The 25998-nt window shown below is 55.7% G+C and carries 21 protein-coding genes; 8 read left to right on the top strand and 13 right to left on the bottom strand.

Translation table 11 applies throughout. The features are described from left to right. Window positions 1-51: 51 nt before the first annotated feature. The 4 genes from Fuma_RS33395 to Fuma_RS33380 form a co-directional block, all read right to left on the bottom strand. Window positions 52-1026: a metal ABC transporter substrate-binding protein gene (locus Fuma_RS33395; protein ID WP_158521218.1), complete on the bottom strand. Its 975-nt coding sequence runs from the start codon at window positions 1024-1026 to the stop codon at window positions 52-54. 8 nt (window positions 1027-1034) lie between these two features. Next, window positions 1035-2009: a 2-hydroxyacid dehydrogenase gene (locus Fuma_RS33390; RefSeq protein WP_099091926.1), complete on the bottom strand. Its 975-nt coding sequence runs from the start codon at window positions 2007-2009 to the stop codon at window positions 1035-1037. Between the two features lie 37 nt (window positions 2010-2046). Further along, entirely contained in the window at window positions 2047-3753 is a 1707-nt protein-coding gene (locus tag Fuma_RS33385) for a cation:proton antiporter domain-containing protein (protein ID WP_077027933.1), read from the bottom strand. A 104-nt stretch (window positions 3754-3857) separates the two neighbouring features. Further along, window positions 3858-4154, bottom strand: coding sequence for a DUF167 family protein (locus tag Fuma_RS33380; RefSeq protein ID WP_077027932.1), 297 nt, complete (start codon window positions 4152-4154; stop codon window positions 3858-3860). A 220-nt stretch (window positions 4155-4374) separates the two neighbouring features. Between Fuma_RS33380 and Fuma_RS33375 the strand changes: the two genes are divergently transcribed. After that, entirely contained in the window at window positions 4375-5676 is a 1302-nt protein-coding gene (locus Fuma_RS33375) for a M20 metallopeptidase family protein (RefSeq protein ID WP_077027931.1), read from the top strand. Window positions 5677-5721: 45 nt separating this feature from the next. Here the strand turns inward: Fuma_RS33375 and Fuma_RS33370 are convergent, their stop codons facing one another. Continuing rightward, on the bottom strand, window positions 5722-6543 hold the full coding sequence (locus Fuma_RS33370; protein WP_077027930.1) for an endonuclease/exonuclease/phosphatase family protein: 822 nt from the start codon (window positions 6541-6543) through the stop codon (window positions 5722-5724). Between the two features lie 62 nt (window positions 6544-6605). Between Fuma_RS33370 and Fuma_RS33365 the strand changes: the two genes are divergently transcribed. Beyond that, window positions 6606-7691, top strand: a complete 1086-nt coding sequence (locus Fuma_RS33365; protein ID WP_077027929.1) for a sialidase family protein — start codon at window positions 6606-6608, stop codon at window positions 7689-7691. 10 nt (window positions 7692-7701) lie between these two features. On the opposite strand, the gene Fuma_RS33360 is transcribed toward Fuma_RS33365, so the two are convergent. Next, entirely contained in the window at window positions 7702-9114 is a 1413-nt protein-coding gene (locus Fuma_RS33360) for a DUF1501 domain-containing protein (protein WP_077027928.1), read from the bottom strand. Window positions 9115-9193: 79 nt separating this feature from the next. Here Fuma_RS33360 and Fuma_RS33355 point away from each other — a divergent pair, with 79 nt between their 5' ends. Further along, window positions 9194-10189: a DUF368 domain-containing protein gene (locus tag Fuma_RS33355; protein ID WP_083732501.1), complete on the top strand. Its 996-nt coding sequence runs from the start codon at window positions 9194-9196 to the stop codon at window positions 10187-10189. Here Fuma_RS33355 and Fuma_RS33350 read toward each other — a convergent pair. From Fuma_RS33350 to Fuma_RS33325, 6 genes are all read right to left on the bottom strand, one after another. Continuing rightward, window positions 10186-11622 carry a DUF1501 domain-containing protein gene (locus tag Fuma_RS33350; RefSeq protein WP_077027926.1) on the bottom strand — a complete coding sequence of 479 codons (1437 nt, stop codon included), beginning with the start codon at window positions 11620-11622 and terminating at the stop codon, window positions 10186-10188. The genes Fuma_RS33355 and Fuma_RS33350 overlap by 4 nt on opposite strands. A 153-nt stretch (window positions 11623-11775) precedes the next feature. Then, window positions 11776-13224 carry a neutral/alkaline non-lysosomal ceramidase N-terminal domain-containing protein gene (locus Fuma_RS33345; protein WP_083732500.1) on the bottom strand — a complete coding sequence of 483 codons (1449 nt, stop codon included), beginning with the start codon at window positions 13222-13224 and terminating at the stop codon, window positions 11776-11778. Between the two features lie 82 nt (window positions 13225-13306). Then, window positions 13307-14476, bottom strand: a complete 1170-nt coding sequence (locus Fuma_RS33340) for a M20/M25/M40 family metallo-hydrolase (protein ID WP_083732499.1) — start codon at window positions 14474-14476, stop codon at window positions 13307-13309. Window positions 14477-14590: 114 nt separating this feature from the next. Further along, the gene (locus Fuma_RS33335) at window positions 14591-15265 is read right to left on the bottom strand and encodes a hypothetical protein (RefSeq protein WP_077027925.1); all 675 of its coding nucleotides are present in this window, start codon (window positions 15263-15265) and stop codon (window positions 14591-14593) included. Between the two features lie 186 nt (window positions 15266-15451). After that, window positions 15452-19471 (bottom strand): secretin N-terminal domain-containing protein, encoded by a 4020-nt coding sequence (locus Fuma_RS33330; protein ID WP_145944517.1) that lies wholly within the window; start codon window positions 19469-19471, stop codon window positions 15452-15454. A 479-nt stretch (window positions 19472-19950) separates the two neighbouring features. Continuing rightward, a complete protein-coding gene (locus tag Fuma_RS33325; RefSeq protein ID WP_077027923.1) occupies window positions 19951-20604 on the bottom strand; it encodes a carboxypeptidase-like regulatory domain-containing protein in 654 nt (217 codons plus the stop codon). A 153-nt stretch (window positions 20605-20757) separates the two neighbouring features. On the opposite strand from Fuma_RS33325, the gene Fuma_RS33320 reads away from it, so the two are divergent. The 4 genes from Fuma_RS33320 to pheS all read left to right on the top strand — a co-directional run bounded on the left by Fuma_RS33320 (window position 20758) and on the right by pheS (window position 23134). Further along, entirely contained in the window at window positions 20758-21186 is a 429-nt protein-coding gene (locus tag Fuma_RS33320) for a hypothetical protein (protein ID WP_145944516.1), read from the top strand. 144 nt (window positions 21187-21330) lie between these two features. Then, window positions 21331-21531 (top strand): 50S ribosomal protein L35, encoded by a 201-nt coding sequence (gene rpmI, locus Fuma_RS33315; RefSeq protein ID WP_077027921.1) that lies wholly within the window; start codon window positions 21331-21333, stop codon window positions 21529-21531. Window positions 21532-21605: 74 nt separating this feature from the next. Continuing rightward, complete coding sequence (gene rplT / locus Fuma_RS33310; protein ID WP_077027920.1) at window positions 21606-21965, top strand: 50S ribosomal protein L20; 360 nt, start codon at window positions 21606-21608, stop codon at window positions 21963-21965. 155 nt (window positions 21966-22120) lie between these two features. Continuing rightward, on the top strand, window positions 22121-23134 hold the full coding sequence (gene pheS, locus Fuma_RS33305) for a phenylalanine--tRNA ligase subunit alpha (RefSeq protein WP_414655186.1): 1014 nt from the start codon (window positions 22121-22123) through the stop codon (window positions 23132-23134). On the opposite strand, the gene Fuma_RS33300 is transcribed toward pheS, so the two are convergent. Beyond that, a complete protein-coding gene (locus Fuma_RS33300) occupies window positions 23131-23598 on the bottom strand; it encodes a hypothetical protein (protein ID WP_218922347.1) in 468 nt (155 codons plus the stop codon). The two genes, pheS and Fuma_RS33300, sit on opposite strands and share 4 nt — an antisense overlap. 305 nt (window positions 23599-23903) lie before the next feature. Between Fuma_RS33300 and Fuma_RS33295 the strand changes: the two genes are divergently transcribed. Next, the gene (locus Fuma_RS33295) at window positions 23904-25940 is read left to right on the top strand and encodes a sigma 54-interacting transcriptional regulator (RefSeq protein WP_083732498.1); all 2037 of its coding nucleotides are present in this window, start codon (window positions 23904-23906) and stop codon (window positions 25938-25940) included. Window positions 25941-25998: the final 58 nt, after the last annotated feature.

The raw sequence follows: 25998 nt of genomic DNA, 5'->3' as shown, positions 1-25998 counted from the left end.
TTCCGAGCTCAGCCACTACCTTTTCTGTACGTCTGAAGCGGCAGGGCGTGGCTACGATCCTGCGGCGTGGCTTAGTCGCTCAATGTTCCCCTGCAACCTGTCCCACACGGACCGCTCGGCGATTGGCTGATCGCACTGGTCAATCTCCACCGCCCGAAACCCGTGCTCAGCGGCGGCTTCGCGTAACGGCGAAATCAGGCTGGAAGTATGCAGAAGGATGTTGAGTTTGGAAGCTGACTCGGCATCTGCAAAATCCACCAATGTCTCATTCAGCCGAGCGGAATCGACACTCTCCGGCAACCAGCGAACGCTCCAGCCCAGTCTGGCCGTCAGGTATTCGAATTCAGAGCCCACGCTCAACACGACCATTTCTTTTTCGGCTGTTGCTGCGGCGAGTTGCTCGATCTGCTGGTCGAGCTTCGCAAGTCGGTCGGCAATCGTCTGACCGCGCGCGGCGAACGCGGCACGTTGATCGGGAACAACCTTCGACAGTGCCCCCTCAATTGCCTTTAGCTGCAAAGTGGCGAGTTGTGGGTCCAACCATGTGGCCCACAGCAGGTCTCCGCCCGTGTTTTCTCCGGCTGGACCATGCTGATGCGAAACCGAATCCTGCACACGCTTTAGTTTCGATTCGTACGCGGCAGATGTTTCGACCGTTCTTGAACGCGGCAGGCTGACCTGCTGAGCCCACGCTTCATAACCGGCTCCGTTTAACAGAATCAGGTCGGCCGACTGAAGGACGCTGATGTCTTTTGCCGACGTCTTCCATGCCTGAGGTGACGTTGCGTCGGCGGCAGGAAAAACAACTTCGCACTCATCACCCACGATTTCCGAAGCCATAACGAACACAGGGTAGCTGGTCGCCACGACGGTGATCGATTCGCTGCCATTGGCCAGATCGTCCGTACCAGCAACGCGGGACGAATCTTCCGCCCCGCAGCCACTGAACAGCAGCACGGCGGCGACCAGCAGCAGGCTTCTCGACCGGTCGTGTCGCATCAAATTGTGTCGCATCGAAGTCGTCATCGGGCACATCACGCGGTCACCTGATGCCGCAGCGGCTTGCCTTCCAGCCCGGCCAGCAGGTTATCGGCAGCGATCTCCGCCATCGCATCGCGACTCTTAACCGTGCCGCTGCCGATGTGGGGCAGGATGAAGCAGTTTGGCAGGTCACGCAGCGGACTGTCGTCGGGCAGCGGTTCCGGTTCCGTCACATCCAAACCGGCCGCGAAGATCTCACCATTCGTCAACGCTTTCTGCAAAGCATCCTGATCCACAACTCCGCCTCGAGCAGTGTTCACAAACACAGCGTTGGACTTCATGCCACTGAATGCAGCGGAATCAAACATCTTTGATGTTTCCGGATTCAGATCCGTGTGCACGGAAATGAAATCACTGTCCGCCAAAAGTTGTTCGAAGGTCACTCGACTTGCCCCCAACTCGGAGTCGGACTCCGGTTTGTCACTCCGCGACGTGTAGATCACGTTCATCCCCCAACCGAAATGGCAGCGTTTCGCAGTTGCGTGTCCGATCCGGCCCATGCCGACAATTCCCAGCGTTTTGCCGCTCAAGTCCTGCCCGATAAATTCCATGGGCTCCCACGTTTGCCATTCTTTCCGCACAACGTTTTCCAACCCTTCACGAAGACAGCGGCCGGCAGCCAGCATCAGGGCCACGGCAATGTCTGCGGTCGCATCCGTCAGGACATCCGGCGTATTGCCGACGACGATGCCGCGTTTGGTTGCTTCGGCAACGTCGATGTTGTTGTAGCCAACAGCGAAGTTGCTGACGACCTTCAATTGAGATCCCACGGCGTCAAAGAAATCCGCGTCAATGCGATCGCTAAGCAGGGTCAATACGCCGTCGCACCCGCTGGCTTTTTCTGCCAGAACGTCCGGTGAGGGCGGCATTCGTTCCGGCCACACTTCGCAAGTCGTTGCCGCCTGAATTTTTGCGAGACCGGCTGACGGGATATTTCGAGTTACAAAAACTTTCGGACGATTATGCATGTCTTCCTGATCTGTGAAATGGGGCGCAAACTGACGGCTACTCGCCGTCATCCAAGTAGTAATTCCAATCTTCGAACTGCTGATCCAGGTGAATCAATTCGTCGGCATGGGCGGGCGAATCGATGTGATACAGTTGTTGTTGAATTGATCTATCGCGGCCAATAGATGCAGCCAGCGCCTGCAGCACTTCGAGGTGTCGTTCCGGCATTGTGGTCGGCGTGATGATTAGAACCATGCAATGCACGGGCCGTTGATCGGGGCTATCCAACGCCAGGCCCTCACGGCTAATTCCCATCGCTCCGATAATTTTGTCACCCACGTCAAGCCTTGCATGTGGTAACGCAAGACCTTCGCCGACGCAGGTTGAGGAAGTGTTTTCGGCGTCCATCACGGCGTCGAACAGTGTGTCCGCGTCGATGGACAGTTTGTGAAGGCCGACCGTCATATCGACAAGTCGACGAATGGCCGATTCCTTGTCGGGTCCGGCAAGCGTTGTTGTGATGTTCTGCTCGGAAAGAAAGTCCAGCACGCGAGCTCGATCCCGACCGAAGTCGCCGGAACGCTTGAGACTCATTCGTGTCAGAATCGGGCCGACAATTTCGTTTAGCAACACCATCGCCAACACGACGGTCAGGAATAGCGAACGCAGTTCTTCATCGAAGGCGGCGTCGTCCGTCACCAGCAACATCAGCCCCACGGCCAAACCAGCCTGAGGCGTCAGGGACAGTCCAATCCAGCGTCGGAATCGCTGAGTCGCACCAGAGATCCTCATGCTAAGGTAGCCAGCCGTCACTTTACCGGCCAGCCGTCCACAAAACGCAATCACAGCCAGCAGACCGCCAATCGCGAGCGACTGAAAATTCAATTCCATCCCCGCTACAGTGAAGAAGACGGCAAAGATTGCGGTTTCAAAACTTTCGAACACGCGGTGCCCGATCTCTTCCTTGTCGGGCGTGAGGTTTGCCAGAGTCACGCCCATGCACAAACACGCCAGCAACACCGACAGCCCCAGTTCTTCGGTCAGACCAGTCGTTAACAAAATTGCGATCAGCGACATCACAGAAAGTCGATCCGTGCGCACAATTCGCATGGTGGCTAAAATCAGAAGCACCCCAATCGTGAAGCCCAGCAGCAGACTGAAAGCTACACTGATAAAGGGATGCGACATATCAGCTCGCGCGGCAATGTCGGGCGTTAAGACGGCCGCCCTCTGAGACGCAAGCGCGGCGGTTCGCGCGAGTTCGAACAGGATGATGCACGCCAGGTTGTTCAGCGCGACCGCCGCAACAAGAGTTGTCACAAACGCGCCCTTCGACGCTGTTTCTTTCACAATAGCCAACACGGTGGCTGGTGCAGTTGAGATCGCTACGGTGGCCAGCAGCAATGCAGCCGTCGACGTGATGTCTGTAAACAGCATCAGCAAGCTGAAGACAAACAAAGGCGTGATCGTCGCTTCGAACAGCAGCAGCAGCGTTAGCCGACGTCGAGCGACCGCAAGGCGGCGAAAGTTCAAATGACTGCCGACCGCGACCGCCATCAGCCCCAACGCGAAGTCGACCAGCGGTTCGAATGAATCCAAACTCTGCTCCGTCAACACCGCAAATACTGATGGCCCCATCAGCACACCGGCGACGATCTGGCCGGTGACCGACGGCAGGTGCAACATCTTTGCGAATGAGGCTGACACGGTACCGACGACCAGAATGACCGCCAGAATCAGCAGAACATTGGCATCAGCGGGCATAGCAGGCTCATTGGACGTAGAAATGGATGCTCGGCAGTTTCTTTCATTGCGGGTCGGCAGACAAGCCCGTCTGTCCGCAACCAGCGGTGAATGGTGGTCGGCATTTACGACGGTAAGCGGACGAGAAACGCATCCGCAAGTTTTTTGGGTTCGGAAATCTGGATAGTCTTGTCGCGACTGGTCTCACCGGCAACGACCGTCACACCGGATTTCGCCACGCCAAACTGCTTGGCGATTAACGCGCACAAATGGGCATTGGCCTTGCCGTCGACCGGTGGAGCCGTGATCGAAACCTTCAGACGATCGCCCATTAGCTCGCCCACTTTGTCTCGAGACGCTCGCGGCGAAATTCGCAGGCGAAGCACTAAGTCCGCCCCCTTCCATTGATAGTGTTCCGCCATGCTAACAACAGTTTACCTTATATCGTGAACGGTTCGGGCTCGTGGCAATCAGCCCTTAAAGTACGAAACGCTTGTTCCGCGGCCACAAGTCAGCGTAACACGCTGTAGGGCTGCCCTCCGGCATCCGTCGTTTGAAATCCAGAACAAAAAGCTACACTGCACAAGTCTTCGCCGGACCGACACAGACAAACTGGCTTTACTACCACGGAGCATCGAAAACATGAAGTCCATTCTGCTGATTATCGCAACCGTGTTCGTCGCCTTCAGCCCATCGATTGCCCCTGCTCAGTCTGTCGAAGACTGGACCGAAGCGAATCTGGATTCGCTGGTGAAATTGTATTTCGACCTGCACCGCAATCCGGAGTTGTCCTATCAGGAAAAGGAAACATCGAAACGAATCGCGGACGAATGGGAACGGGTCGGCTACAAAGTCACTCGAAACTTTGGCGGGTTCGGAGTCGTCGCGATTCTGGAAAATGGTCCCGGACCGACGGTGATGCTGCGAACCGACTTGGACGCTCTTCCCGTTACCGAAGCGACCGGCCTTGAGTACGCTTCGACAGTAAAGGTGACCAACGAAGACGGCAGCAAGACCGGTGTGATGCATGCCTGCGGACACGACATCCACATGACAAACCTTGTCGGCGTGGCTCGCTATCTGGCCGCTTATCGAGACCGCTGGCAGGGCACGCTGATGCTGATCGGTCAGCCTGCGGAAGAACGTGTCGGCGGCGCAAAGGCAATGCTGGAAGACGGGCTGTTCACTAAGTTCCCCAAGCCCGACTTCGGACTGGCCTTGCATGTCGCTCATGATATTCCCGCTGGCAAAGTCGGCTATCGAGCGGGCTATTCGCTGGCAAATGTGGACAGCGTCGACATCACCGTCAAGGGTCGGGGAGGGCACGGTTCGGCACCTCATACGACCGTCGACCCAATCGTGCAGGCTGCCGAACTTGTGGTGGCATTGCAGTCGATTGTCAGCCGTGAAGTGAAGCCACTCGAACCCGCCGTGATCACCGTTGGATCAATTCATGGAGGCACCAAACACAACATCATCGGCGACGAATGCAAGCTGCAGTTAACCGTGCGAAGTTATTCGGCCGACGTCCGAACGCAACTGCTGGAAGCAATCGAACGTAAGGCGAAAGCAGTCGCCATCAGCCACCGAGCCCCCGCGCCCGACTTGAAATTTTCAGAGGGCACACCGTCGCTTTACAATGACGATGAGCTTGCGGGACGACTCAGTTCGGTGTTTGTGCAGACCGTGGGAGAAGCGAACGTCGAACAGGTCGAACCAGTCATGGGGGCTGAAGACTTCAGCCTGTACGGCAAGGCGGGCGTACCAATCCTGATGTATCGGCTGGGTAGCGTGAGCCAACGGCGACTGGACCAATTCAAGATGGCAGGCCAGACACCCCCGTCCCTGCATTCAGCCGCGTACTACCCGGACTTCGAACTCACTTTGCGAACCGGCATCGCGACAATGACCAACGCCGCACTAAACCTGCTGCCACGGCGCTAAGTATGCCGAGGCTGCAGCCGATATTTCGTAGCCTCGGGGCAATCGCTATGGCGTCGAATGGTCTGACACGAGCTTTACTTTCGACAGCAGCAGGCGGTGGTCTGACGCATTTGCAGGATCGATATGCGAACTGACCGTTTGGAAATGTGGCGAGTGGAAAATGTAGTCAATTCGTAGTTGTGCCGTTCCTGTTCGCAAAGGCCAGAACCATGTCGGATGTTTAGCGGGGCTTTCTGTGACGGCAGCAAAACTATCCGTGAACCCTGCGTCCTGCAGTCGTCGCGGTGCTGCGAATCCGGTCATGCTGTTGAAGTCACCGGCCAATATTGTGGGCGTCTTTGTATCGACGAACTGTATGACGGCTTCAATTTCTTCCTTGTGTTGTAATTCAGTGTTGCTGAGCTGCTGCATCAACTGCCCAATAGAACGCGGCCGTTGCAGCGTGAATGGAGCCAAGTGAACGTTGACGATGTTGACGGCCTGCGAATTGTGAGACACCGAGAAAGTCACAAAACCGAAAAACCTGCGAGGCGGCCAGTGAAATCGATACTTTGCAAGGCGGAGTTTCGAAAGCACTCCGAACCGTTCGGCGGCATACGGCCCGTTGTGTCCACTGAAGCGGATGTTTGGGTACACATCTTTCAACTGCTGCCGTAATAAGACTTCCGATCGCGCAGTCGTTTCCTGTAGACACACCACATCCGCGTCCGCCTGCCGGATCGTCTCCAACATAAGCGGCAGATTGACATTGCCCCAACAGATGTTGTACGTGGCGATCGACAGGGCTTTGGGTTCGTCAGATAGCGCCCCCTGTGGAACAGCAATGGCGATCAGCAATGTGAGCAAAGTATTCCAGGTCCATTGCATTTCGAATCCTCGCCACCAGAGTTATGATCCGGAACCCGCTTAGTCAAAGGACATCCTACCAAATGAAGACCTCACTTACCCACATAATCCTGTTGTCGATCGTTTGCGCATCGGCCAGCGCTGACGAGCTGCAGCTTCACGCTGATGTGAAACCGCTGGCGTCAAAGCTGATGGGCCCGTTCGTTCATACCAGCGACGGCGGAATTCTGGCGGTCGATTCCAACGCGACATTTGTCAGCCATGACGGCGGCAAAACATGGTCCGAACCTCGACCGTTGTTCGCGCCGGATCGGAAGATCACGGTCAGCAACGAACGTGCGGTGTTGCGTACCAAAGACGGCAGCATCATCGCGGCGTTCATGAATCTGGACGAACGCAACTGGACATGGAAAGACGAGCTGCATGACGCGCCCGATGCGAAATTGCCGACCTACGTGATGCGCAGCACAGACGACGGCAAGACATGGCAGCACATTCAGAAGCTGCATGATCCGTGGAGTGGCTGCGTTCGCGACATGATTCAAACAAGCGACGGACGTATTATTTTCACGGCGATGAAGATGCTGCACAATCCGGGCCGCCATTCTGTACTCACGTATTCTTCCAGCGACGACGGCGTTACCTGGGAGGCCAGCAATCTGATCGATCTGGGCGGACGCGGGCACCACGGCGGCGTTACTGAGCCGACTTTGACGGAGCTGAAGGACGGACGAGTCTGGATGCTGATCCGCACCAACTGGAACGAATTCTGGTCGGCCTATTCCAATAACGGCGGACGGCATTGGCAGATTCTTCAACCGTCCGGCATCCCCGCCAGCAGTGCGCCAGGAATTATGACTCGCCTAAAAAGCGGGCGGCTGATGCTGTTGTGGAATCGGCCTTACCCAGAAGGCAAGAATGAATGGAAACTAAGCGGCGGTGGCGGCATCTGGTCGGAAACGGCCGTCAGTAACTATCGTGAAGAACTGTCGCTGGCATTTTCGGAGGACGATGGCAAGTCATGGAGCACACCGGTTGTGATTGCCAGCCAGAAAGGCACGTGGCTTTCTTATCCGTACGTGTTCGAAATCGAACCGGGGCGCATCTGGCTGACGACGATGCAGGGCAACGTGCGAGCCGAGTTTTCTGAAGCCGATTTTGTGGACTGATCAGGCGGCGCTAAATCGCATCCGCTCCGTACAAATGCATCGGTCGATCCTGAAGATCGAACCATCGTGCGTGCTGGGAAATGCCAAGTGCCGAGTACATCGTAGCGGCAAGACTTTCCGGAGTCTGCCGCTCACTTCGCGGTTGTCCGCCCTGCGCGTCCGTACTGCCAATGATGCGACCGCCGCCGTAACCGGCGCCCGCCAACATCACCGACTGGACCGTGCCCCAGTGATCTCGCCCAGGAGCCGCGTAGTGTGTGGTCAGGTGCGATATCTTTGGCGTGCGACCAAATTCGCCAGCCATCACGACTAATGTAGAATCCAACGCGCCCTGTTCATCAAGGTCGTCCAGCAAGGCGGAGACAGCTCGGTCCATCGGCGGCAGCAGGTAATTTTTGAGGTGCGGGAAAGCGTTGCCGTGAGTATCCCAGGTTTCGTTGTTGCCAAGATTCACCTGTACAAAATTCACTCCAGACTTCACCAGCCTCTTCGCCAGCAACAACGACCAGCCGAACGTGTTCTTCCCGTAGCGTTCCTGTTCTTCAGGTGGAGCCGAATGGATATCGAACAGCTTGTTCAAACGTCCATCGCCCAGCATCGAAAGGGCTCGTTCACGCACTCGTGAGAACGACTTCGTTTCCATGAGCTTCGCCAGCGGCAACCCACGATTTTCGAACTGATTCAGCAACTGAAGACGACTGTCGAAATGCTGTTCCGTCAGATTTTCCGGCAACGCCAGGCCCGGTGTGCGGAATTTCAAATCGCTGGATTCTTCGCCGCCGCGCTGGTGGTTGAATTCGTATTCCGGCCACGCACCGTAGCTTTTCGCGTTGAAGCGACTGGCGGCCAGAATCCACGGGTCATGCCTCGGCCCCATCTGTCCGCCAAACTGCCCGGGGATGACTCGACCAGACCGATGGATCAACTTTTCCGGCAGCACGATGGAAGCCGGCAGGCCTTCTTTTTCAGGCAGGATCGAGCCCAAAATAGCGGCGATCGACGGATGATCTGCAGGCCGTGGCATCGACGGGTTGAAGCCCTGCGGCATGTCTGAGCGGCCGGTCAGCATCACATGGTGCGCCTGCGAATGCTCGTTATACGGATGACTCAAACTGCGAACGACACTCCATTTGTCACTGCGAGCGGCCAGTAGCGGCAGGTGTTCGCAAATCTGAAGCCCAGGCGTCTTTGTGGAAATGGGAGAGAATTCACCGCGAATATCGGCCGCGGCGTATGGTTTGGGATCGAAGCTGTCCTGTTGAGCCAGCCCGCCGGACAAAAAGATGTAGATGACCGACTTCGGCGGCCGCGAAGCCAGCGTGTCAGCTCGCAAAATCGGCGAAGCCGCAAGTCCTGCGGAGGCGGCAGCCAGCATCGCGCGGCGGGAGACGGCTGAGTTAGCATGGGAATGGTGAGAATTCATGTTTCTGTGTTTCCTGCTTCAGTGCTATTCTTCCGCCCCAAACATTGTCACGGCACAAGAATGATTTCCGAACAACAACATGACTGACGGAACCTCCGAATTACAGGCTGCACCACCTTCGCCGGAACCTGTCGTCGCGCCGATTGGTGTGTCGCTGCGAACGGCAGTTTGCGGTTTCTTGATGGGAGCTGCGGACATTGTTCCGGGAGTTTCCGGTGGTACTGTGGCTCTGATTTTGGGGATTTACGAACGGCTGGTGACCGCCATCAGTCGTTGCGACGCGACCTTTTTGAAACTGCTGTCACAGCGGCAACTGCGCCAGGCTGCGAATCACATCGATCTCAAATTTGTCGTTCCTTTGGGGCTGGGTATTGCGACCGGAATCGGCGGACTGGCTTCGCTGATGAACTACCTTCTGAACAACCAAATGTCGCTGACCTTCGCGGCGTTTTCCGGAATGATTCTGGCATCGAGCCTGCTGGTTGCGAAACGCATTCCACGCTGGCGGATGGAGCACGTTGGTGTTTTGATTGCAGGCATCTTGATCGCTTTGCGAATTGTGACGCTGGAAGCCTTAAGAAATCCACCGGACACTCTTGGCTACATGTTCGTGTGCGGCATGATCGGAATTACAGCCATGATTTTGCCGGGCATCAGCGGAGCGTTCATCCTTCTGCTGTTGGGTCAGTATCATGACATTACCGATCGAATTAAGGGACTCGTGCACGGCGAGATTTCAGTCGAAGTGATTGTTTCGCTGGGAGTTTTTGCGGCGGGTTGTTTGACCGGGTTGTTGGGATTCAGCCGAGTTCTTCGTTGGCTACTTCTAAAATATCATGATGCCACGATGGCTGTGTTATGCGGCTTTATGTTGGGTTCGCTTTATAAGTTATGGCCCTTCCAGGCCGACACCACAAAAGACGTGGTGAAATTCAAGCACAAGGTCTTCGAGCATTTCGTTCCTCGTGAGTTTTCAATTGATGTAGTACTGGCCATTGTCTTGTGCCTTGCTGGCATCGGCGTTGTCTTGTTACTGGACATGGTTGCTGTAAACGGCCAGCAGGAATCTGCTTAGAATAGCTCCGAGATCGGCTGACCAGCCCCTTCAATGAAGTAACGAGGCCGACCGCGATCGTCCATGTAAGTTCCATCCAACGGAACGCCCATGTGTTTGTAAATCGTGGCCGCCAAGTCGCCCGGCGTCACGGGGCGGTCCATGATCGTGCCGCCGTCGTGTGAACTGGCTCCAATCACCTGGCCGTGACGCAGCCCACCACCGGCCATTGTCATCGACATCACAACCGGCCAGTGATTGCGACCGTCTTCGCTGTTCTGAGTTCCCATGTTCGGCGTGCGTCCGAATTCGCCCATCCCGATCACCAGCACTTCGTCCAGCAGGCCTCTTTCTTCAAGGTCGCTGACCAGTGTTGTCAGTAGATGATCAAACAGCGGCAGCAGCGGCTTTAAGCCTGTCGAAATTCCGCCGTACACGCCACCAGGAATCCCATGGTTGTCCCATGTGCCGGAAGCGGTGTGGTGGCTTAAATCGAGCGTCACGAAACTCACGCCCGCTTCGACCAAACGCCGTGCCAGCAGGGCCTGTTGGCACCACAAATGCGAACCATAACGATCTCGATTCTTCTGCGGTTCGGCAGAGATATCGAACGCTTTTTGAGCTCGCTTGCCCAGCACCATTTCGAATGCCTGCTGACCGTACTGGTCTAATGCTTCCATCGATCCCGTTTGATCCAGCCCGCTGCGAATGCGATCCAGATCCTGCATCAGCGCGCGGCGGTCTGTCAGTCGGTCTGCGTTTAAGGCTCCTGGCAATTGAAACAGGTCAGCTCCCGACGATCGATTCAACGGCTTTCCGACAAGATTGTATTCGGGCAGCACGGCCGCTTTGTTGCCGATGAACGGGTCATATTGTTTGCCCAGCCAACCGCCCCACGCCACGTGCGACGAGTGCTTCATAAAGGCAACGTACGGCGGCATCGACGGGTGGTTGGCACCATGATGCTTGGCACAGATGGAAGCGATTGCCGGATAGCGATCGCCTTTGGGGTTCGTTCGTGGCCTTGCTTCGAGGCTCCCCGTTTGCATCACCTGGTTCGGTTGATGGCTGCTGTTGCGAGGATCGACCGACCGAATGATCGTAAACTTGTCCAGCATCGCAGCCTGCTTCGGCAGATGCTCGCAGATGATCGTGCCGGGCAGGGCGGTAGAAATTGGCGCAAACGGACCACGATTAATGTATGGCCGATCGGGCTTTGGATCCCATGTATCAATCTGACTGGGACCGCCCGTCATCCACAGCAGGATGACGCTCTTGCGACTCATCGGCTTGTTCGCGTTGGCCGCTTCCGCTCGTGCCTGCATGAGTCTCGGAGCAGACAGACCGGCGATTCCCGCAAGCCCCGCTTTCAGCATGTTACGGCGACTGCGGAAGGTCAAACCTTCGTTGACCAGCGGATTAAAATTTGAGAACGCGTGGTGGGAATGCGACATTAGGTGGGCACCTGATCAAAACCGGAGGGAACACAAGTTTCCACAATACCTTTCACAAAGTCCACCGCTAATCGTGGCCTATGGAAAATGAACGGCAGACGCCGTGAAAATGTGGATCATGACGAATCGACGCAATTCGCGTTCCGAACAACGCTACTCAGCCGCTGATTTACGCAACAGACTAAGCGCCGCTTCCACCAGCATTTCGCCGGATCCAGGTTGAACACAGGAATTCGTCACTTCGTAACTGCCGCCGGCATAAGCTGCTCGCGTGGGGATGTAAGCTGTCTCCACACAGTTAGAAAGCTCAATAATCAGCGTCGTGCGATACGGTGACGCTCGCTTAATGGCCAGACCGAGATCCACAAACACTTCGCCCGGCAGAAACACGATGGCCGCGTCGTCGCCGATTGCCATCGTGGTGACTTCCACAGGCAGAGTGCTGCCGACGCCCGTCCATTCGTGCGTGAGTCCCCAGCTTAAGTAGTCGGACGGGGTGACCAGCGACGGCGTGTTTTGCATTTGGTCCAGCATGATGGCGTTGTAAGCTGACACCAGATCGAAAAATTCGACTTTGCCTCCCGCTTTGGCAATCGGGATCAATTTTTGAGCACGCTTGACGTCGTGCTCTGTGACTTCCTGCAGCGGTAGCTGAACGGTGGTCGAATGAACCCGCAGCGTTGGAGACGGAATCGGCTTTAATTCCGGTAACGCTTTCACGATCGCATCGCCCAGCGAATTGCCGATCACGTCGGTCTTGTTGCGTTCCGCGCGACTGGGGTCAGAATGATTGATGTCTCCGCAGGTGCCAGCCCCGAACACGGAAACAATGTCCTCGCCGATCGCTTTCTTCAGCGTCTGTTCGATGTAGTACGGATAATCGCCGCTCCACCGAGTGCCGCCGGTCGTATCCAGATGCAGCGCGAAGTTACTCACCACACCGACTGTTTTGTTACCGTCTTCAGACAGAATTCGCAGCAGCCCGATTTCCGGATCAATCGGCCCGGCGGCTTTGACAACTTTCGGATTGTCGAGCTTCTGCCACGTCTTCACGCTGCCATCCGTCATCACGAATCGGCGGTTGAAAGCGACCGGCAATTCCTGTTGCCCTGATCCCGCTTGAACAACGGCCGGCGTGGCGGACTTGTAAGCTTCTTCAATGGCACCAACCATGCCGCCGACCAACTTAGCGGCGTAGGCATCCGCGTCGCGATCCGCTGGCTTCTTTGCGAGATAACGATACAGATGAGCCGTGTAGTCCGGCGCGGTGTGTGAATGCGTGCCGGAGACAACGATGTGAGCTTCCGGGATGCCGGTGGCCTTTGCGGCCAGACGACGCACTTCGACGTAGAGATCCCGATCGATACCGGTGAGGTCTCCGACAACAAACGCGGCCGACTGATCGCCTTGACGAAAGACCACGGCTTTGGCCTTCAACGGATCCAGCGTGCCATCGGCGAGGCGTTCGTGATAGTACCCGGAAATGGGGAACCCCATCGGCGGCGTGATATCAGTCTCCGCCATTCCAACATGCAGCGGGTCGGCAGACACGGGGATCGTGAAGTACAGGAAAGCGATCAGCAGGCAAAGACGGCGAAGCATGGTGGGATGTCCTGTGCAGGTAGGTGGGAAGGCACGGGTATCATCTCAAGCGAAGATTTGTTGGCAAGCCAGCCAATAAAAATCAGGCAGATGCCAGCATGGTCGCGATGCGGCACGCGTCAAGAAACTCAGGGATGTCCAGCGATTCGTCGACGGTATGAATGTCATGCTGGCCGCAGCCCATCGTAACAGTGGGAAACCCGTGAGCCGACATCCAGTTGGCATCAAGACCGCCATCGCAGATGCATGTTTCCGGCGTCAGCCCCGCAGCCGCAACGGCTTCTTTTGCAACTGTTACGCAGTCAGACTTTTCGCTGATGCTGAATGCTTCATAGCGAGTGTCTTCTTCGAACGTCAGCTTGCTGCGTTTACCTGCCGCGTTAGTCGTTGATTTGACGGCAGCTTCGAACGCTTTTCGGAACTCCTTTACGATACGTTTGCGAAAGGCAGGTTGATGACTGCGTGCTTCGGCTTCAACCTTCAGTTCCGGCATGACGACGTTGGTCGCAGCACCACCTTCAACCACACCGACGTTGCTGGTGCCCTTATTGCGGCCCTGCTGCACAAGACCATGCCAACCGTTTTTCTGCAAGTCTGCAATCGCCAGCGACGCCACAACTGCGGCGTTCACTCCATTTTCCGGATGTACGCCCGCGTGGCTCGCGATGCCTTCAATGCCAATCGTCAGGTTGGTCGCTCCAACGGCTGCGATAATCAAACCAGCAGGATCTCGCCCGTCCCAGTTAAAACACAGCTCTGGCTTGCCGAGCTTACTGGCCGTAATAAAGCGTGACCCGCGCAGACCGATTTCTTCCTGCACAGCGAACAGCAACGTCAGCGGCGGGTGCGGTAGTTTTTGACGCAGGATCTCTGAAATCGCGGTCAGCAATACCGCACAGCCGGACCGATCGTCGCCACCTAGAGCAGTGGATCGCGACGCGGGACGAATGCTGTCGCCTTTGCGGACGGGCTTACAGCCGACGGCCAACGGAACTGTATCCATGTGGGCCATCAGTAAACGTCTCGGCGCTTTGACCGTGCCTTTCAGCTTTACGATCAGGTTGCCAACTTCGCCGCCGGCCGGGCTTCTGCGATGAGCGGTATCAGATGTGATCGCGGTCGCCGGCACGCCACTTTTTTTCAGTGTGTCCTGAATCCATGCTGAAACCTGAGCTTCCTCGCAGCTCTTGCCGGGGATGGCCATCAACTGCATCACTCGATCAATAGCAGCCTCATTTTGAAGTTCAATCATTATGCTTTTCTGTTACAGCGTTTCACGCTGACTTGTGGCCGCGGAAATCGGTTACTGTCCTACGTGGGCCGGTTCCCACGAGCCTGAACCGGCCACAACAAAACGTAAATTGCTCTAGTTGCCGCTCTTCGGAAGCTGGATGCTCATGCTTTCCAGTTTTCGTGTTGGCGGCTGCGAATCTTGAGAATTGGATTGCGAAACAGGTTTGGTTGAGGAGTTCTTTATGACGTTGCGAGTCAACCCTGATGCCGCTTTTTGGGATGTCCGAGTTGACAGTTTTACCTCAGTATAAGGCGAAGTCACAATGCGGCCGTCTTCGGTTTCGATTTCGACTCGCAACCCACATGTAGCAGGACCGCTCGTTTTGACAACGTACGGCAGAAAGACGTTGTACGTATGCCCAACCGTACTCACCGTGTGATGAGCACTCCACGCTCCGGCGTCGAAGGTAAACTTGTGCACAGGAGTGGGATCGACTTCATCGGCATCGAAATCAGCGTATTCAAAGATCCGAACTTTGCCATTCACCTTGATCGGCGAAGCGTCTCCGTACGTGAAGAACATGATCTGGCCCGCGAAACCGCGACTGGGGCGTTCGTCTAAGCCTTGCCCTTCGGCGGCTTCCCACAGGCAAAGAATCTTTGCGACCGGTTTGTCACGCCAGACATTGGTGACGGCATTCACCGGTGCCGCGAGCATGCTGGTTGACGTCTTCAACAGCGACGACGACGCACACCCACTCACAGAAACCACAAGCACAAGGGCAGACAGTGATAACGAAGTTTTCATGGTATGAGTTTCCGTCGCAGAAGTACGAGCAGGCATTAAGATCGTTTAACCCGCAGCCGAAGGCGCAGGCGTCGCGGGGATGGGATGCTGTACGGCAAGTTGACGTTTCATGGATGCCGCTCCCAAAGACGCCTGCGCCTTCGGCTGCGGGTTAAACGATTGGTCAACGTGCCCGGCGGGAGTCACCTACTTTTCGCGCCTTAACATTCTTTTCACCCACGACGTCTTTTTGATTTCGCCACCTGCCGAATCACCACTGTCGGTGGCGTCCGATCCTGCCTGAATCACTGTTGAAGGTGCCTGATCGTTTGTCCCTACGCTGCTGGTTTGCTGAATCTGCTTCTGACTCGCCTCCTGCATTGACGTAGTCGGCGGCAACTGAGTTCGCTGCGGTGAAGTGCCCGACTGAATCTGAGGCAACTGAGCCTTCGTCTGTGGCGGAACTGCGACGCTTTCGGGTGGCACTTCCATGACGGGTTCCGCCTGGATAGGTGCGTTCATTTGGTGCTGCATCGGAACACCCATCTGTTGTGGAATCGGCTGGCCCATGTGCTGGATGGAATCCGGAATCAAATACTCATGATTGTTGCCCGGCACGCTGTACAGTGGTCCGTGGATTTCTTCGGCTTCCGATTCGATGAAGTGCATTCGTTCGGCTTCCACCTGCTTCACCAGTTCGGAATCAGCATCGCCATAGATAACTCGTGGCGTCAGGAAGATCAGCAACTCAGTGCGAGCCGTGTTTGTGCCATCGTAGCGAAAGGCACTACCAATCAGCGGCAGGTCACCCAGCCACGGCACCTTGCGTTCCAGCGTTTCGTCACTCTTGGTAATCATACCGCCGATCACGATCGTCTGTCCGTTGGGAACAGATACAACGGTGTCAGCGATCGCTGAATCGATAATCACAGACTCGATCACATTGCCGGTTGTCGTGTCCGTGAAGACAGGAACGCCACCAGGAGCCAACGCACTTTTTTCGGCATAGACATCCATGCTGATTGTACCGTCGGTGTTAATCCTCGGAGTGACTTCCAAAATGATCCCGACATTTCTTTGCGTAATATTCGGCGAGATCGATGTCACGTTTGTCGTGACGCCATCAACCACCGGCACTTCCTGTCCGACTTCAATACTAGCGGTATTGTTATGCGTCGCCAGGATCTGAGGCCGACTCAGAACGTGCACCGTCCGTCGTGCGGCCAACGCTCGCACCAGCACACTGACAGCGTCTGACTGAGCGGAAAACACAAAGCCACCGAACCCAAGGTCGCCATTTTGTCGGCCCAGCGAAAAGTTGCTGATGCCCTGCGTGGCGACACTGCCCGGATTAGTTCCCGTCCCGCTGTTGTTGCCAAGAGCATTGTTGGTATTGTTAAAGTTAAAGCCCGGTGTCGGGTTGCGAGACTGAATGATCGTTTCCTGAATCTGCTGACCGTTTGCCGCCTGAGTAATGTTGTTCGTCGTTACCAGACTTTCAGCAGATTGAAGAATGCTTCGACTAAACAGCAGCGGATCCTGGAAGCCCAGTTCCACACCGAATTCGTCGGTGTTGTCCAGTTGCACTTCCACCATCAACGCCTGGATGTAGACCTGCGGTCGCTTCGAATCCAGTTGAGTGATGATTTCCACAATCTGATCGAAATACTCCGGCGACGCCTCAACAATCAGGGAGTTCGTGTCGTCATCCGGAGCGACAATGACTTCCTGGCGAAGTCGTTCAATATTGCTGACCAGTCCTTCCGAACTGTCACGCAATGTTTGTTGCTGAGTCAGGTAGTTCTCGATCGCCAGAGAAACGTTACTGGCCTGTATGTTCTGAAGTTGAATGACTGTCGTGCGTCGTTGTCGCGATTCGGTCGTATCCAGTCTCAGCAGAATTGCTTCGACCACGCCCAGTGCTTCCGCTCCGCCAACTGCCAACACAGTGTTCGTGCGAACATCGGCGACAAACTGCACAGGGATTAGACTGCTGGAAGAACCTTCGGTGCCCGCAATCTGAACTCCGACCTGGTCTTCCTGGTTCTGATTCTCCAGCATCGCCGTCAGAAGTTCGACAGACTGAGTGGCGTCTGCGTTCTCCAGAGCGAACACTTTGATTTCAGCGACCGCAGTTGGTTCCTGATCGAGTGAACTGATCAAAGCAATCAACAGAGGCATGCTGGCTTCCGGTGCCGACACGATCAGCGTGTTCGACCGAATGTCCGGGTTGATTCGAACGTCGGCCAGAATGCCCGATCGCAGCAGGTCACGTCCACCATTGTTGGCGGCCAGGAACTCCAACGCGACCGACTTGCCGTCACGCAGTTCCTGAGCTCCCGTGTTGCCTGCTCCAAACCCGCCGCCCGCTCCGCCAGTTTGCTGTGGCGGGTTGGTGACGGCTTGAATGGCGGCGTTAATCGTTTCTGAAAGCTCTTCAGCGGTCGCATTCTTAAGCTGAACAACCTCAACCCGATGAACAGCACCGGGCTCGTCGACATCCAGTTTTTCGATCAGCTTCGCCACTTCGTCGAGGTCGTTTTGTCGCCCCTGTACGATCACTGAGTTGGTTCGAACGTCGGCCACAACTCGAACACGAATGCCCAGACCTTCGCGTTCGTCATAGAACCCCTCAACAGAGGTGGCGACCTGAGATGCAATGGCATTCCGCAGGCTGAACACGCGGAATTCCGCATTCGGGTCGGTCTGGCGATCGAGCTCATTGGCGAGTTCCAGAATGGACTCTCGTTCAATCGCCGGTGCCAGAATCAGAATGGAGTTAGGCTGCACGATCGGGATGAAGGCGGCTGCCTTGCGATCATCGTTGCTGCCTCGTTGACGCAGTTCAGAAAGTTGTTCGTAAACCGTCGTCAGCAGTTCAGCCATCGCTTCAGAATTGACGTATTGCAGCGACAACAAATGAATGCTGGGCAGTGAACCGACACTCATTTCTTCCAGCTGCTGAATGATCTTCTGAACTTTTTCGACATCAGCTTCGTTACCCTTCAGGATCAGGATGCCAAGGTCCTGCATCGCCTGCACGTTAACTTCGCCGCGAAGATTCAGTGAACCGTCTTCGCTGGTCGACACGTCACTCGACGGTTGAACACCAGCACCCTGACCGGCTGGCGGCTGATTACCCTGCTGAGCTCGCATCGCCACCATACGGTGAATCTGCTCGTTCAGTTCTTTGGCGGTGACGTTCGAAACGCCCTTGCTTTGAACCAGCTTCAACGATTCCGCATCGTCCTGCTTCGGCTTGTCCATTTCGGCGACAAGCTTTGCGAGGTGCGTGACGCGGTTCTTAGTCGCTTCCAGCACGAGTTCGCTGTTGGGCTGATCGATGCCAATACGGAACAGCGGCGGAGTGCCTTCTTCTTCGTCTTCAGACGCATGCACCACAAACGTGGGCAGCCCATGCAATCCTTCGCGGATCAGTTCGGCTCGCGATTCAAAGACAAGATAGATGGACCGAGCAACATCAGCTGCTTTCGCATTTTTAACGGTGATCGTTTTTAGAATGGGCGGACCTTCGTCCACTTGGGGTTCGGCCGGTGCATCCTGTTGAGCAGGCGTGACTTTCGTACCGAATTGCTGACCGCGTGGTTGAGGCACGCCGTCGGCTCCGGTTTGCTGACCTGAACCAGGCTTGGCGGCGGCTTGCTGAGAAGCCCATGCGACTCGCGGACCGTTTTCTTCAGACCGAGCACCGGTCTGATGAAATGGCGAACGCCCCTGTCGAAAGCTTTCGGCAGCGGTTTGCGGATTGCCTGCGCTGTCGCCCTGCCATTCGTTCAACACGGGCCGAGCGTAGCGTGTGCGAGCCTGATCGAGCTTGAGCACGATCAGAAAGTTGCCCTGATGGATCAGCCGAAATCCCTGCGCTTCGAGTTCTTTGTTAAGAATTCGAATCACAGATTCGGTTTGATACTTCGTCCGATCCCGGCGCGCATAACGGCCGTGAGGAACTTTATCCATCACGAGCGTTAACTCCGCCTGTTCGGCAACGCTGTTTAGCACGCGTTCCCAGGGAGCTTCGAAATAGTTCAGCCGAATACCACTGCTGTCTTCGACGGGCTCCGGGTGACTTTCGCGCGAACCGAAGGCTTCGCGAAATGATCCGGGCTGCTCTTCAGAAGCATCCAGTTGGTGGTTGTGGCTAAACAACCAGGCACAGCACGCTGCAATACTAGCAGCGGCAATCGCAAGAAAGCCATGACGTCTCACCAGGGTGATCCTTCACGAAAAAGCAGGCTCCCAAACGCCTCCCCCCAATCGACACACATCTGTTCGAACCAGAGTTCCCTGATCACCGGTTTCCAACCGCCGGGTGACCAGAAAGGCTTTCCTGAGGCAAAGGAAAGCCGCGGCGCGAGCCTGTCTCTGAGTATCGAGTATGCCGATTATTCCGTTCTATCGGTTTACACGGGTTGTAATAATCAGTCTGGTTCAGCCGGTTTTAAGATTTGTACCGGGGAGTCTGCTCTGGTCACCCCCTGATTGAAACCAGATCTGGCGCAGGACTAAATAACTCACCACCCAAAACAGGAGTACGGTTCCTTCAAGTGCGGCCGGAATTGGCAAGTGTGGCCGGGGTTGGACGAAGCGAAGCGAAGGAAGCCCCGAGGTTTCGCGAGGCGTACGCCAAGCAAAACATGAAGCGTTGGCACTGGGCCGGATCGGATTTCGCAGACGTGCGAGCAAGATTAGGGACTCGCGGGTGTCGGCGGTGATCGCAACGCGGAGTTTCGGTCTGACACTGATGTGCCAACAGCCACTGCTGCTCCGGCAAAAAGCCCGATGCCAACCAGGGTGCTGCGACTTGTATTGGCCAATAATCCGCCTCCACCAAATCCGCTGGCTTCGTCGCAACCTTCGCCACACGTCGATTCGCCATACGCAACCTCTCCGCACGGAATAGCGATGGTGCATTCGGAAGGACAGCACTGACTGCAGCCGCATTGGCCGCGAATCACCGAATTACTGCCCGCCAGAACGATCCCTCGTTTCGCCCGAGGAGGCGCCGCCTCGGCCGTCCAGAACCGGCAGGTTTGCTGCGACTGGCTCGTTCTGACCACATGGACGCCGCTTCGAAGTCCCTGAATTCGGCAACGACCCTGAGCATCCGTCTTGACGTTCGCTACAATGGACCGCTGGTGGAGCACCTGCACAAATGCATTCGCGATTGGCAATCCGTCACTGCCCAGAATGACTCCGACTAATTCGCCGCCCGGTGCCAGAGCCACATCGACCAATGGTGCTGAATGCGTGGCGGTTGAATTCGGTTCCGCCGCGTTCAGCGGCAAGACCATGGCAGTCACAGCAACAGCAGCAAGTCGGATTCCCTGGTTGTTCTTCATCGGATGTCTTCAGGGTGGAAGAGTTTTCGAGTCGTATCAGTTATCCTGATTCGGCAGTCTGGGCAGGCTCGGTTGAAACGTAGTTCTGAATTCGTCGCCCGCTCAGCCAGTCGTACTTCACAGCATTCCCTCAGCCAGCAAAGCGCAAAACGAGTGGCAATTTTACGTAAGATCTTTGATGCAGTGTCGGGCATGGGGCGCAGCCCGGAACGAACGATGCAAAGTTTCGAACGGAACCGGCAGGATCTGCAGGACCACTGCCTGGCGATCGCGACCGCGTCTGGCAAACCACGCGGTCTAAGGTGGGCAAAATGCGACTGGCTGGACACGTTCGCTCTTGTGGAGAACCGATCCACCGGAGTTCTCACGCTGTTTCGCGGCGTAAATCTGTCCTTCGAAGCGATTGAGGGTGGAGGGATGGAGGATGTCGACGCGGTTTCTATGATCCGCGACGCTTCTGCCGTATTTCACTTTCAGGACAAACGCTGGGGCACAGGTGGCCGAGTATTGTTCAATATGACTCCCAGCATGGCGGCATCGACTGTAACTGCCGATGAAAAGCTGGTGCTGACCAGTGACTAGTGGAAAAGTGGCCTAAACCCGTGCCAATTTTGGGGTTCCTGCACACAAAGCTGGACATTCAAAACACGGCGTCGCTATACTCCCCGGCTCGCCAATGGTCAGTAAATATACATTTGTTCAGTTCCTGTTGTGGTTAGCGGTGAAATGCCTAAGCAAAAAACTCATAAAGGGATGAAGCGTCGGTTCAAAATCACGGCGTCAGGAAAAGCGAAGCATCGCAGCGCTTTTCGTGGACATCTCTTAAGCGGCAAGTCCGCCAAACAAAAGCGACGACTACGCAATAGTGGAATTGTGGACGGCAAAGACGCAAAGAACATTATTGAAGCTCTGCGGCCGTCGCTGTAGCAGTACATTTTTAAAATCCAACGCGGAAGCCACAGCCGGTTTTCGCCGAACTATTTGGTCGGAAGACTGAAGCCATGCGTGTCAGATACGGAAAAGCCCGACGTCGTTCGAAGAAGCGACTGTTTAAGGAAGCTAAAGGTAACTTTGGGGGTCGCAGCAAGCTGTTGCGAACTGTCAAAGAAACCGTCATTCGTAGCCGAGTGTACGCCTACCGTGACCGGCGGGTTCGTAAGCGTATGTTCCGCCAGTTGTGGATCACTCGCCTGACGGCTGCGTGCCGCGAACGAGGCATCTCCTACTCACAATTCATCAACGGCCTAAAGGTCGCAAACCTGGAACTGAACCGCAAGACGCTCAGCGACCTGGCAGTTCTGTATCCTCAGGTGTTTGACGAAGTTGTAGAACAAGTGAAAGCGGCCAAAGCAGCTGCTTAAGCACTTCGTTGTCGAAACAGCAAAGCGAGGAACCTGGACAAGGTTCCTCGCTTTTTCATGCGCGGCGGCAGGTTTGGTTCTGCCTGCTGCGAAATCCGCTAAGATTGCCACGCATTCGGGCTTAATCAGCCGCAACGCGCATCAAAACATGGAGTGTGGAATTGGACATTCTGAAAGCCTTCAACGATTACTTCGACGACGCCAAAGCGGCCATGTTGAACGCTGCGTCAGAAGCAGATCTGGAACAGGCGCGGATTGAATTTTTGGGCCAGAAAAAGGGCAAGCTGCGAAACCTGCAAGCATTGGTCGGCAAAGCGCCCAAAGAAGAAAAACCGCTGGTCGGCAAGAAGTTTAATGAGGTTCGGACGGAAGTAACCGCGCTGCTGGAGGCTCGCCAGCAGGAACTGTCAACGGCCAGCAGCAGCGATGCGGTCAGCGACTTCGACCCCACTTTGCCCGGCCATCCACCGACGATCGGTAATCTGCATCCGATTACGAAGACGATCACTCAGTTCCGCGAGATCATGGGGCGGTTCGGCTTTACGGTTGTTGAAGGGCCGGAGATTGAAGATGAACGACACAACTTCGACGCGTTGAACATCCCCAACGACCACCCCGCTCGTGACCCACTGGACAACTTCTACGTGGCGACAGCGAAGGCAACCGCGGGAGGTCCGATTCTTCTTCGCAGCCAGACATCAACGGTGCAGATCCGAACGATGGAACAGGTGAAGCCGCCGGTTCGCATCGTGTCGCTGGGCCGCGTTTATCGACCGGACACCATGGACGCGACTCATTCGTGCATGTTCCACCAGATGGAAGGCCTGATGGTGGATACGGACGTCACGATGGCTCAGCTGAAAACTGTTCTCAGTCTGTTCGCCCGATCGTTTCTTGGGCCGGACGTGGAGATTCGCTTTCGGCCGTCGTTCTTCCCGTTTACCGAACCATCGGTGGAAGTCGACATGAAGTGGGGCGATTCGTGGATGGAAATCGGCGGTGCGGGGATGGTCGATCCAAACGTGTTCAAAGCAGTCGGCTATGACCCGGACAAGGTCAGCGGTTTCGCGTTTGGGCTGGGGATCGAACGCTTCTGTATGAAGAACTATGAAGTCGACGACATTCGAAGGTTTTACGAAAACGACGTGCGTTTCCTGAATCAGTTCTAACCTTCCAGCTGCAGCGCTCCCTTGCAGAATCGGCAGGCTACTTTCTGCCCGGCGTATTTCATGCTGGCTCGGATTTCCTCTGAGCAGTGCGGGCAGTTCATGTACATGGCAATCCGTTCGACAACAGGCGTGTATTCGAACGTATGATCGCAGTGGCGGCACTGCACTGTGGCACCAGCGTACTTGGCGTTGATGCGCAATTCTTCGCTGCAGCCACCGCAACGAATATAGTGCCCTCTAGCTCGAGCGTTCTTCATTTCCTGAATTTCCGGCAGCGGAATAAATTCCGGGATCTCAATACTGTCTTCAGTCAATTCTGAATTCAGCAACATACGGCATTTGACGTTCACGCAGTGTACCACGTTTGCAGGCACATCTTCGCCACAATTCGGACAAGGCCCACCCTGCCACGCTCCTTGAACGCCTCGCAATTCATTCGACATATCTTGAACACTTGAACTCATAGTGACACCCACCTCCGACCCATTGCAAAACGCAACATAGGCGTGCGTGAACTGCAACAAAACTGATACATCCTGTGGGGCGATTCAGTTAGCATTAAGGGTAAGGTATACTCAAAAATGCCGCGAAACACTAACAAAAGCAGCCCGGCTGATTCGTTTTTTTCTTTCGCTGCCACAGACCGCCTTCGAGGAATGCAATTCCTGTGCCACCGCTTTGTTGCGAAACAGTTGCGCCGTAGAATGCACCAGTCTCATTGTCCGTCACCACGACACGGAATGTTGTTTTCCGAAAAGATACCCAGCCAATGACCGCCGCGGCTCACGACGAGTTCTCAGAAGAAGATGGTTCGACACCGAAAACCAAACAGGCCTTCCTGTTGACATGGGACGGTTCGTCGTGGCGCGACGTCGTTCGCCTGCGGTATGACCAGGTTGTCACCATTGGTCGATCAACAACAAATAAGCTGGTTCTGCACGACGATTCCTGCAGCCGAAACCATTGCGAAGTGTTTTATTCGGCCGGGCAGTGGAAACTACGTGACCTCGACAGCCGCAATGGAACCATTATTGGTGAACGAACAATCAAGGGTGATGCCGACCTGAACAAGGGCGACATCATCGCCATTGGACATTGTCGCTTAGCCTTTACGAACGACCTCGAATCACAACCGCCGACTCCGCCGGTGTCCGCTTCCGGAATGGATCGCGAAACATCGCCCGCCGCGTCCGAAGCGGCGGAACACCCAGCGATCCTGCATCGATCGTCCGAACCCGGATTTCTGGCAATCGGCGGCGACGGAGCATCGCAGACAAGCGGCCGCACTGAACTGGCTCGGCTATATCGCCTCGGGCTTGAAATGGGGGCCGCTCAAACCCGTCAACAGTTGACCGACGTTGTGCTGTCAAACATTGCTTCAGAAACAGTCGCTGACATTTCTGCCGTTCTGCTAAAGGGCCCAGACGCCCCCGACAACCCGGCACCGGCTGACTTGTTGGTCATGGCCTATGACAGCCGCCGAGACTTGCCGTACCGTCGCGTGTCCGACAATTTGTCTCGCGTCGTTCTATCCGGCAAAGAGGCGGTGCTGGCTCGAGACGTCGGTCAGGACCGGCAGCTTGCGGTCTTCGACAGCCTTGGCGAAATGCGAGCGGAAAGTGTCATCTGTGCGCCGATCCACTGTGACGATCGCGTAAGAGGACTCATTCATCTGTACGCGACGAATCCTGACAACCCGTTGGACCGGGACGATTTGGAATACACCGTCGCGGTCGCTCGCCAATTTGCACTGGCACTTGACCATTTGAATGAACGCGACTCTTTGAGGACCGGCCTGAACCAGGCTCGCAACGAAAACAAATCGCTGCGACAGCAACTGGGAGACGACGTCCAACTAATCGGCAACAGTGCCGCGATGGCAGACCTGAAAGACAGGACTGAGTTGATTGCGGAAACAGATGCCAACGTTCTGATTCGCGGTGAAAGCGGGTGCGGCAAGGAACTGATCGCTCGCACCATTCACCTAAAGAGTCCACGGCGGGATGGCCCCTTCATTTGCATGAACTGCGCGGCACTCAACGAAAGCCTGTTGGAGAGCGAGTTATTCGGGCACGAGAAGGGAGCGTTCACGGGGGCTACGGAAAGAAAAACCGGTCGCTTCGAACAGGCGGACCAGGGGACTCTGTTCCTGGACGAAATCGGAGAAATGAGCTCCGCTATCCAGGCTAAATTCCTGCGTGTCTTGGAAGGCCACCCGTTCGAACGCGTGGGTGGTCACAAACCGGTGGAAGTCGACGTCCGCATCGTAGCCGCGACCAACCGTAACCTTGAGGAAGCTGTAGAAGATGGTGACTTCCGCAAAGATCTCTACTTCCGTCTGCATGTGGCCGAACTGGTCGCGCTGCCGTTGCGAGAACGTACTCAGGATATCCCTGTGCTGGCCAACTTCTTCCTGAAGAAATTCGTCGACAAAACAGGCCGAATGATTACGGGATTCACAGACGAAGCCCTGCAGGTGTTGAACGACTACCAATGGCCAGGAAACGTACGTGAATTACAGAATACGATTGAAAGAACTGTGATCCTGTGTCGTAATGAGGTCGTTCGGGCGGCCGACATTCAACTGTCGACACTGTCCGCACGGTTGTCTCCTGCGGCGGCCACAGACGGCAGGCCCAGCCGTGAGTTCCAGGAAGAATCGCTGGCTGATGTCGAGCGAGGTCACATTCTGGCGACGCTGGATTACACAGACTGGAACAAGTCGCGGGCAGCCCAGATTCTGGGCATTGAGCGTTCTACACTGGACCGAAAACTGAAGCGGTATCACGTGTCAAGACCAGACTGAGCAATTCCGCGCGTCGCTGGGACTTTGCTGGAAAGTTTGTGACAGCGACATTGCCAGA

The sequence above is a fragment of the Fuerstiella marisgermanici genome (assembly GCF_001983935.1).
Lineage (GTDB): Bacteria > Planctomycetota > Planctomycetia > Planctomycetales > Planctomycetaceae > Fuerstiella > Fuerstiella marisgermanici.
The sequence above is the reverse complement of the archived record's forward strand: the minus strand, read 5'-3'. Positions and strand labels throughout refer to the sequence as shown.

Bases quoted from the DNA above. Each gene is read 5' to 3' on its own strand.
- Fuma_RS33300 (WP_218922347.1), bottom strand. From the start codon at position 23,598: ATGAGTTCAAGTGTTCAAGATATGTCGAATGAATTGCGAGGCGTTCAA.
- Fuma_RS33335 (WP_077027925.1), bottom strand. From the start codon at position 15,265: ATGAAAACTTCGTTATCACTGTCTGCCCTTGTGCTTGTGGTTTCTGTG.
- Fuma_RS33390 (WP_099091926.1), bottom strand. From the start codon at position 2,009: ATGCATAATCGTCCGAAAGTTTTTGTAACTCGAAATATCCCGTCAGCC.
- Fuma_RS33370 (WP_077027930.1), bottom strand. From the start codon at position 6,543: ATGCAATGGACCTGGAATACTTTGCTCACATTGCTGATCGCCATTGCT.
- Fuma_RS33345 (WP_083732500.1), bottom strand. From the start codon at position 13,224: ATGCTTCGCCGTCTTTGCCTGCTGATCGCTTTCCTGTACTTCACGATC.
- Fuma_RS33295 (WP_083732498.1), top strand. From the start codon at position 23,904: ATGACCGCCGCGGCTCACGACGAGTTCTCAGAAGAAGATGGTTCGACA.
- Fuma_RS33350 (WP_077027926.1), bottom strand. From the start codon at position 11,622: ATGTCGCATTCCCACCACGCGTTCTCAAATTTTAATCCGCTGGTCAAC.
- Fuma_RS33395 (WP_158521218.1), bottom strand. From the start codon at position 1,026: ATGACGACTTCGATGCGACACAATTTGATGCGACACGACCGGTCGAGA.
- Fuma_RS33385 (WP_077027933.1), bottom strand. From the start codon at position 3,753: ATGCCCGCTGATGCCAATGTTCTGCTGATTCTGGCGGTCATTCTGGTC.
- rplT (WP_077027920.1), top strand. From the start codon at position 21,606: ATGCGTGTCAGATACGGAAAAGCCCGACGTCGTTCGAAGAAGCGACTG.
- Fuma_RS33325 (WP_077027923.1), bottom strand. From the start codon at position 20,604: ATGAAGAACAACCAGGGAATCCGACTTGCTGCTGTTGCTGTGACTGCC.
- rpmI (WP_077027921.1), top strand. From the start codon at position 21,331: ATGCCTAAGCAAAAAACTCATAAAGGGATGAAGCGTCGGTTCAAAATC.
- Fuma_RS33380 (WP_077027932.1), bottom strand. From the start codon at position 4,154: ATGGCGGAACACTATCAATGGAAGGGGGCGGACTTAGTGCTTCGCCTG.
- Fuma_RS33340 (WP_083732499.1), bottom strand. From the start codon at position 14,476: ATGATTGAACTTCAAAATGAGGCTGCTATTGATCGAGTGATGCAGTTG.
- Fuma_RS33360 (WP_077027928.1), bottom strand. From the start codon at position 9,114: ATGAATTCTCACCATTCCCATGCTAACTCAGCCGTCTCCCGCCGCGCG.
- Fuma_RS33365 (WP_077027929.1), top strand. From the start codon at position 6,606: ATGAAGACCTCACTTACCCACATAATCCTGTTGTCGATCGTTTGCGCA.
- Fuma_RS33355 (WP_083732501.1), top strand. From the start codon at position 9,194: ATGACTGACGGAACCTCCGAATTACAGGCTGCACCACCTTCGCCGGAA.
- Fuma_RS33375 (WP_077027931.1), top strand. From the start codon at position 4,375: ATGAAGTCCATTCTGCTGATTATCGCAACCGTGTTCGTCGCCTTCAGC.